This is a genomic window from Craurococcus roseus (genome assembly GCF_039523795.1).
GTDB lineage: Bacteria > Pseudomonadota > Alphaproteobacteria > Acetobacterales > Acetobacteraceae > Craurococcus > Craurococcus roseus.
The window spans coordinates 1-5,912 of the sequence record NZ_BAAAFZ010000102.1 but is presented as its reverse complement, the minus strand read 5'-3'; the positions used below and the strand labels follow the sequence as shown (position 1 = coordinate 5,912).

The 5,912-nt window shown below is 71.3% G+C and carries 6 protein-coding genes and 1 pseudogene; 4 read left to right on the top strand and 3 right to left on the bottom strand.

The features are described from left to right. Nucleotides 1–108: 108 nt before the first annotated feature. Together ABD067_RS24610 and ABD067_RS24605 are read left to right on the top strand one after the other, a co-directional pair. A pseudogene (locus ABD067_RS24610) lies at nt 109–996 on the top strand (IS3 family transposase); the annotation flags it as partial. Between the two features lie 201 nt (nt 997–1,197). Beyond that, nucleotides 1,198–1,932: an NRDE family protein gene (locus ABD067_RS24605; protein WP_456305265.1), complete on the top strand. Its 735-nt coding sequence runs from the start codon at nt 1,198–1,200 to the stop codon at nt 1,930–1,932. Between the two features lie 74 nt (nt 1,933–2,006). Here ABD067_RS24605 and ABD067_RS24600 read toward each other — a convergent pair whose 3' ends face one another. After that, nucleotides 2,007–2,627, bottom strand: coding sequence for a hypothetical protein (locus ABD067_RS24600; RefSeq protein WP_343898067.1), 621 nt, complete (start codon nt 2,625–2,627; stop codon nt 2,007–2,009). Between the two features lie 302 nt (nt 2,628–2,929). On the opposite strand from ABD067_RS24600, the gene ABD067_RS24595 reads away from it, so the two are divergent. Both ABD067_RS24595 and ABD067_RS24590 read left to right on the top strand, forming a co-directional pair. After that, nucleotides 2,930–3,475, top strand: a complete 546-nt coding sequence (locus ABD067_RS24595; protein WP_343898066.1) for an ester cyclase — start codon at nt 2,930–2,932, stop codon at nt 3,473–3,475. A gap of 363 nt (nt 3,476–3,838) precedes the next feature. After that, nucleotides 3,839–4,645, top strand: a complete 807-nt coding sequence (locus tag ABD067_RS24590) for an SDR family NAD(P)-dependent oxidoreductase (protein WP_343898065.1) — start codon at nt 3,839–3,841, stop codon at nt 4,643–4,645. Between the two features lie 22 nt (nt 4,646–4,667). Here the strand turns inward: ABD067_RS24590 and ABD067_RS24585 are convergent, their stop codons facing one another. Further along, entirely contained in the window at nt 4,668–5,354 is a 687-nt protein-coding gene (locus ABD067_RS24585) for a class I SAM-dependent methyltransferase (protein ID WP_343898064.1), read from the bottom strand. A gap of 10 nt (nt 5,355–5,364) precedes the next feature. Next, a complete protein-coding gene (locus ABD067_RS24580; RefSeq protein WP_343898063.1) occupies nt 5,365–5,583 on the bottom strand; it encodes a hypothetical protein in 219 nt (72 codons plus the stop codon). Between the last annotated feature and the right edge of the window lie 329 nt (nt 5,584–5,912).

Here is a 5,912-nt window from a genome sequence, read left to right as displayed (position 1 = left end):
GGGGGCGGCGGCAGCGGCGCCACCGCCGCCCAGAGGTCGTCGGGAAGGGGCGGCTCGGCCATGCCGCCGAGAACGCAACAGGGCGGGTTTCGTTAGGCGCATTTAAGCGCGGGGGACCGGCACGATCCCGTCCGGGCCTTCCGGTTCATGAGCGCGAACCAGGCCGCCTTCCCGATCGCCGCCATTGCCCGCGCGCTGGGCGTCTCCGAGGCGGGCTACCACGCCTGGCGCCGCCGCCCGCCTTCGGCCCGCACCATGGCCGACGAGACGCTGCTGAAGCGGATCCGCACCGTCCACGCCGTCTCGCGCGGCACCTACGGCGCGCCGCGCGTCCACGCCGAACTGCGGGCCGAAGGGCAGCCGCTCGGCCGCAAGCGCGTCGCCAGGCTGATGCGCGGCGCCGGCTTCGCCGGTGTCAGCCGGCGCAGAGGAGCGCGCGCCACGCGGCGCGACGCGGAGGTCCGGCCGGCGCCGGACCTGGTGGAGCGCGACCTCACCGCCACCGCCCCGGACCGGCTCTGGGTGGCGGACATCACCTACGTGCCGACCTGGACGGGCTTCCTCTACCTGGCCGTGGTGCTGGACGCGTTCAGCCGCCGCGTCGTCGGCTGGGCCATGGCCAGCCACCTCGGGGCCGATCTGGTCCTGGCCGCGCTCGACATGGCCGTCGGCCGGCGCCGGCCCGACGGCGTCATCCACCATTCCGACCAAGGCAGCCAATACACCTCGGTGGCGTTCGGCAGGCGCTGCGCGGAAGCCGGTGTGCGGCCGTCCATGGGATCGGTCGGCGACGCCTACGACAACGGCATGGCCGAGAGCTTCTTCGCCACCCTGGAATGCGAGCTGCTGGACCGCCGCGGCTTCCGCTCTCAGGCCGAGGCCCGCATGGCGGTCTTCAGCTACATCGAGGGCTGGTACGACCCGAGCCGCAGGCACTCTGCCCTCGGCTACCTGTCGCCGGTCAGCTACGAGGAGCGGGCGAGGACGGAACCGTAGTCACCCAAGCATCCACCGCTTCACGGAAGCGGGGCAAGTCCAAGTCGAGTTGCCGGCGCTTCGCCCGTCAGAGAGTAAGGTCAGGACCGGTTCGCAAAGCCGGGGTGGCGGCTGGTGGCTGGCGGCCCGCCGTGGCGTCGTCCGTCCGACTTGCGGCCGGTCGCGCGGGACGGCACTCCTCTCCGCCGCATGTGCACCGTCGTGATCCTGCGCCGCCCGGGCCACGCTTGGCCCACCGTCATCGGCGCCAACCGCGACGAGAAGCTCCGCCGCGCCTGGGACCCGCCCGCCGCGTGGTGGCCCGACCGGCCCGATGTGGTGGGCGGGCGCGACCGCGAGGCGGGCGGCACCTGGATGGCGGTCAACGACGCGGGCGTAGTGGCCGCCGTGCTGAACCGTCCGGGCAGCCTCGGCCCGGCCCCAGGAAAGCGTTCCCGCGGCGAGTTGCCGCTCATCGCCTTGGAGCAAGGTACCGCTTCGGCCGCGGCCGCCACCATCGCCGCTCTGCCTGCCGCCGAGTGGCGCGCCTTCAACATGGTTGTCGCCGACCGCGAGGTCGCCTATTTCATCCGCGGCACGGGGGCCGGCAGGCCCGAGGCCTTGCCGCTCCCGGAGGGCGTCAGCATGGTCACGGCGCTTGATCCCAATGACCTGTCGAGCCCGCGCACCGCGCGCCACCTCCCACGCTTCCGCGCCGCAACGCCCCCCGATCCGGACCGGGGCGATTGGGCGAGCTGGGAAGCGCTGCTGGCGGACCACGTTTTCGGCGACACGGCCGGGCCGGCGGAGGTGCTCTGCATCCCGCCCACCTCCGACGGCTTCGGCACCGTGTGCTCCAGCCTGGTGGGCCTGCGACGCGACGGCGGGCGCGTTTGGCGCTTTGCTCCCGCCGCCCCGTGCCGCGTCGCCTTCGCGCCACTGCCCCTGGGCGGCTGACGGGCGCGGTGGGTCCGGCCTTCGTCGATCCGGCGCGTCCCGTCCCGGACGCCTTGACCCAGGGCGCGCGCGGGCTACTGCACGACGAGCGTCGCGCTCTGCCCTTGCACGACGCGCGTCACCTCCACGCGCGGCAGGCCCTCCTTGAGCAGATCCACAGCTCTTTCGTGGCATGCAACGGCGTTCTGCCGCGTGTCGAACAGCGTGGCGACGGCGGCGCGGCTGCCATCCCTGTCGCCCCGCACCATGTACACGGCCTTGAACCCCGGCCAGCGCGTGATCATGGGCAGCGTCCGCTGTTCCACGAAGGCCCGCGTGTCCTGCGTGCCCGGCACGTTGGCCAGCTCGCGGATGAGCACGTAAACCGACCCTTGGCGGCCCCCGCTGGCTTCGCGCGCCAAGTCGTCGGACACCTCTTGCGCGATGCAGGCGCCTGCGAATTCCTCGCCTCGTCCGGGGAAGAAATCCTGGTGGCGCATCACCCATTGGCGGGCGACCTCGGTGGAGCGGTGCGCCGCCTCCTGGTCGTCGAAGACGCTGACGCTGACCCCCGCGCCCTCCTCGTCCCAGAACGCGCAATAGGCCCTGAAGCCTTCCCGCTCCCGCAGGCGCGGCAAGAGGTCGTCCTGCACCGACCGGTGGATGGTTTCCTTGTCCGCCGAAAGCTTCGGGTAGCGACGCAGATTCACGTACATGCATTCCTCCCCTCGGACAGCGCCGCAGACCGAGCGGGTTGGCTCCCTCCGTCGCGGGCCAGCGGCGCCATGCTGCGCCTTCCGGCGGGCGTAGGCGAGGGTCCGCGGCCGCCCGGCTCCGCGCGCCCGCCCCGGTCGGCGGTCGTTGCCCCGGCGCGGCGATTGGCCGGAATCCCAGGCGCGGTTTTCGCGGCGGCGCGGCCCTCCTGTCCGACGCGTCCGGCCTTACGTTCGGTCCGGGCCGCCGCCGCCGTCGATCGCACGCGGCACCGTGCGCCCGAACCGGGGGAAAGGAGGACCGCGTGGCCGACCACGACCTTTCGGCGCTTTGGGAAGCGCATTGCCGGCACGAGTTCGAAACGCGCGACGCCAACGCCACGATGGGGACCATGGTGGACGAGCCCTACGTCAACCACGTGCCGACGATGACCGGCGGCGTCGGCCGCGACCAGCTCAAGCGCTTCTACAAGTACCACTTCATCGGCGCCAACCCGCCGGACATGGAGCTGCTGCCGGTCAGCCGGACGGTGGGCACGGACCAGCTCGTGGACGAGGTGGTGATCCGCTTCACCCACACCTCCGAGATCGATTGGATGCTGCCCGGCGTGGCGCCGACCGGCCGCGAGGTGGAAGTGCCGCTGGTCGCCATCGTCCGCTTCCGCGACGGCATGGTGGCGCACGAGCACATCTACTGGGACCAAGCCTCGGTGCTGGTGCAGATCGGCGCGCTGGAGCCGGGCCGCCTGCCGGTCGCGGGCGTCGAGACCGCGCGCAAGGTCATGGACAAGGCGCGGCCGAGCAATACGCTCATGGCGGCTTGGGCCGGCAGCGAGGGCAAGCCGCTCTGACGGCGCCTCTGCGGCGTTGGGCGGGACGCCGTGGAAAGTTGCCTCGGACGAGGGGCATTCTTCGGAAAACTATCGTGATTGGTTTTGCTGCGTCGCAGCATCACCTATAGGAACGGGTTGGGGGAGGAAACATCGAAAGGATCGAAACCGATGTCTTCCACGACCTTCCTGCTCGCCCTCGGCGCCCTCGTCGCCATCAAGATCGCAACCCGCCTCGGCGTGGACGCGGGCCGCTTCGGCGACCTTCCGCGGCCGTCCCAGATCGATTGAAGCCGCGCCGTGGGGCGGCGGTTCGGTGGGGACGTGTTCCCAGCCCGTCCGGTATCCTCCTAGGCTGCTCCCGGAGAACGGGAGGACAGTGCGATGCTCAGCTTGGCCGGGAAAGTGGCGGTGGTTACCGGCGCCGGGTCGGTCGGCCCCGGTTGGGGCAACGGCAAGGCGACGGCCGCGCTGCTCGCCCGCCAGGGCGCCGCGGTGTTCGCCATCGACGTCGAACCCGATGCCGTCGCCGAAACGCAGCGCCTGATCGCCGAGGCCGGCGACACCTGTGTCGCCCACCGTTGCGACATGCTCGATTCGGAGGACGTGGCCGCCGCCATGGCCGCCTGCCGCGACCGCTTCGGCCGCCTCGACCTGCTGGTGAACAACGTCGGCGGCTCGCACCCCGGCGGGCCGGTGGACATGCCGGAGGAGGTCTGGGACCGGCAGATCGACTTCAACCTCAAAACCGCCTTTCTCGGCTGCAAGCACGCGCTGCCGATCATGGAGGCGGGCGGGGCTGGCGGGGCGGTGGTCAACATCTCCTCCATCGCCGGGCTCAGGATGGGCGCGGCGCGCGTCCATTCCGCCTACAGCGCCAGCAAGGCGGGGATCATCGGCTTCTCCAAGTCCGTCGCCATGGCCTACGCGGCGCGCGGCATCCGCTGCAACACGGTGGTCCCGGGGCTGATGCACACGCCGCTGGTGGAACACCGCCTCGTCCGCCAGCTCGGCGCCAACGACGCGGAAGCGCTGATCGCCAAGCGCCACGCGTCCGTGCCGATGGGGCGCATGGGCAGCGGCTGGGACGTTGCCCATGCCGTGCTGTTCCTGCTGTCGGACGAGGCGAAGTACGTCACCGGCACGGAGATCGTGGTGGACGGCGGGCTTTCGGCGGCGGGCCCGGTGTGAGGGAACGGTGTGACCGGCGGGATCAGCCGGGCCGCCGGAGCAGCGAGAAGCAGTCGATGAAGCCCCCGTCGCCGACCCAGTCCACCGGCTCCTGCCGAAGCACTTCGAGGCCCTCCTTCAGCGCGTAGTGGGCCAGCAGCTCCTTCGACATGAAATTGCGCCATTGCGGCTGCGCCTGGAAGTCGCCGCCCGGGTGCGCAAGGGTGTTGGAGTGGTGCAGGAAGGCGTGGCCGCCGGGCCGCAGGACGCGGCGGGCTTCGCGCAGGTAGGCGCGCACCACGTCGCTGTCGAAGTGGACCACCGAGTCGAAGCAGAAGAGGAAGGTCGCCGAGGCGTCCGGCAGCGGCAGGGAGCGGCCGTCCGTCACGTGGTACGAACGGCGCGGGTCGTCGCCGAAGCGGCGCAGGCAGGCTTCCAGGTTGTTCGCGTGCAGGTCTACGAGGCGCAGGCGGCCCGCCAACGGCAGCAGCTTCGCCGCTGAGCGCCCCCGCCTGGCGCCGAGCTCGACCGTGAGGGTGCAGTCTATCCCCGACTCGCCGAGGCGCAGGAACGGCAGGATGAGCTTGCGCCATTGCCCGTCCATGTGCGGCTCGGCGTCGGCGAAGTAGGGCGCTTCGCTCCACCACCGGCCGACGGCCTCCACCGCCTCCTTCAACCCGATCGGGTCAGACGACGCCGCGCCGCCGACCGCCGTGCCTCTCCCTTTCACGACCTGGCTGTCATGGATGCCGCTCGTTCCAGCGCCACCAATCCCAGAACATCCAAGCGGCGTACGCCAACAACGCCATGGCCACGAAGGTCATGAAGCCTCCACCCCAGCCGAAGCAATCGGCCGGCAAGGGCGCCTGCGCCTGCCACCAAGCGCCCAGAGCCTCCCGGCATTCGCGCCGGCTCTCCAACGCGGACGACAGGGCCACGGACAGGGCGAACGCACACATCGCGGCCGACTCGGAAACCGCCATCCATGCCGGCCGGCAGCGTTGGAGCGCCCATCCCCGACCGTACCACCCTCGTGCCCACGGCTTTTTCTCCGTCCGCCCCGCGTCCAAGAACCCGTCCGTGCCAGTGCTTCGCAGCCACGCGCCGAGCCGGTTTTCGTCGCGCTTGCCGACGGCGTAACGCAGTATGAGCGACGCGAGCAGGGACAAGGCCGCGACATACAGCGGACCCGGCCCGTTTTGGAGGTCGAGCTTGCTCTGTTGAAAGGCTCACGCCGGATCGGCGAGGAGCATGAGGCTGTGGGTGACGACGCGCAGGACGAGTTCGC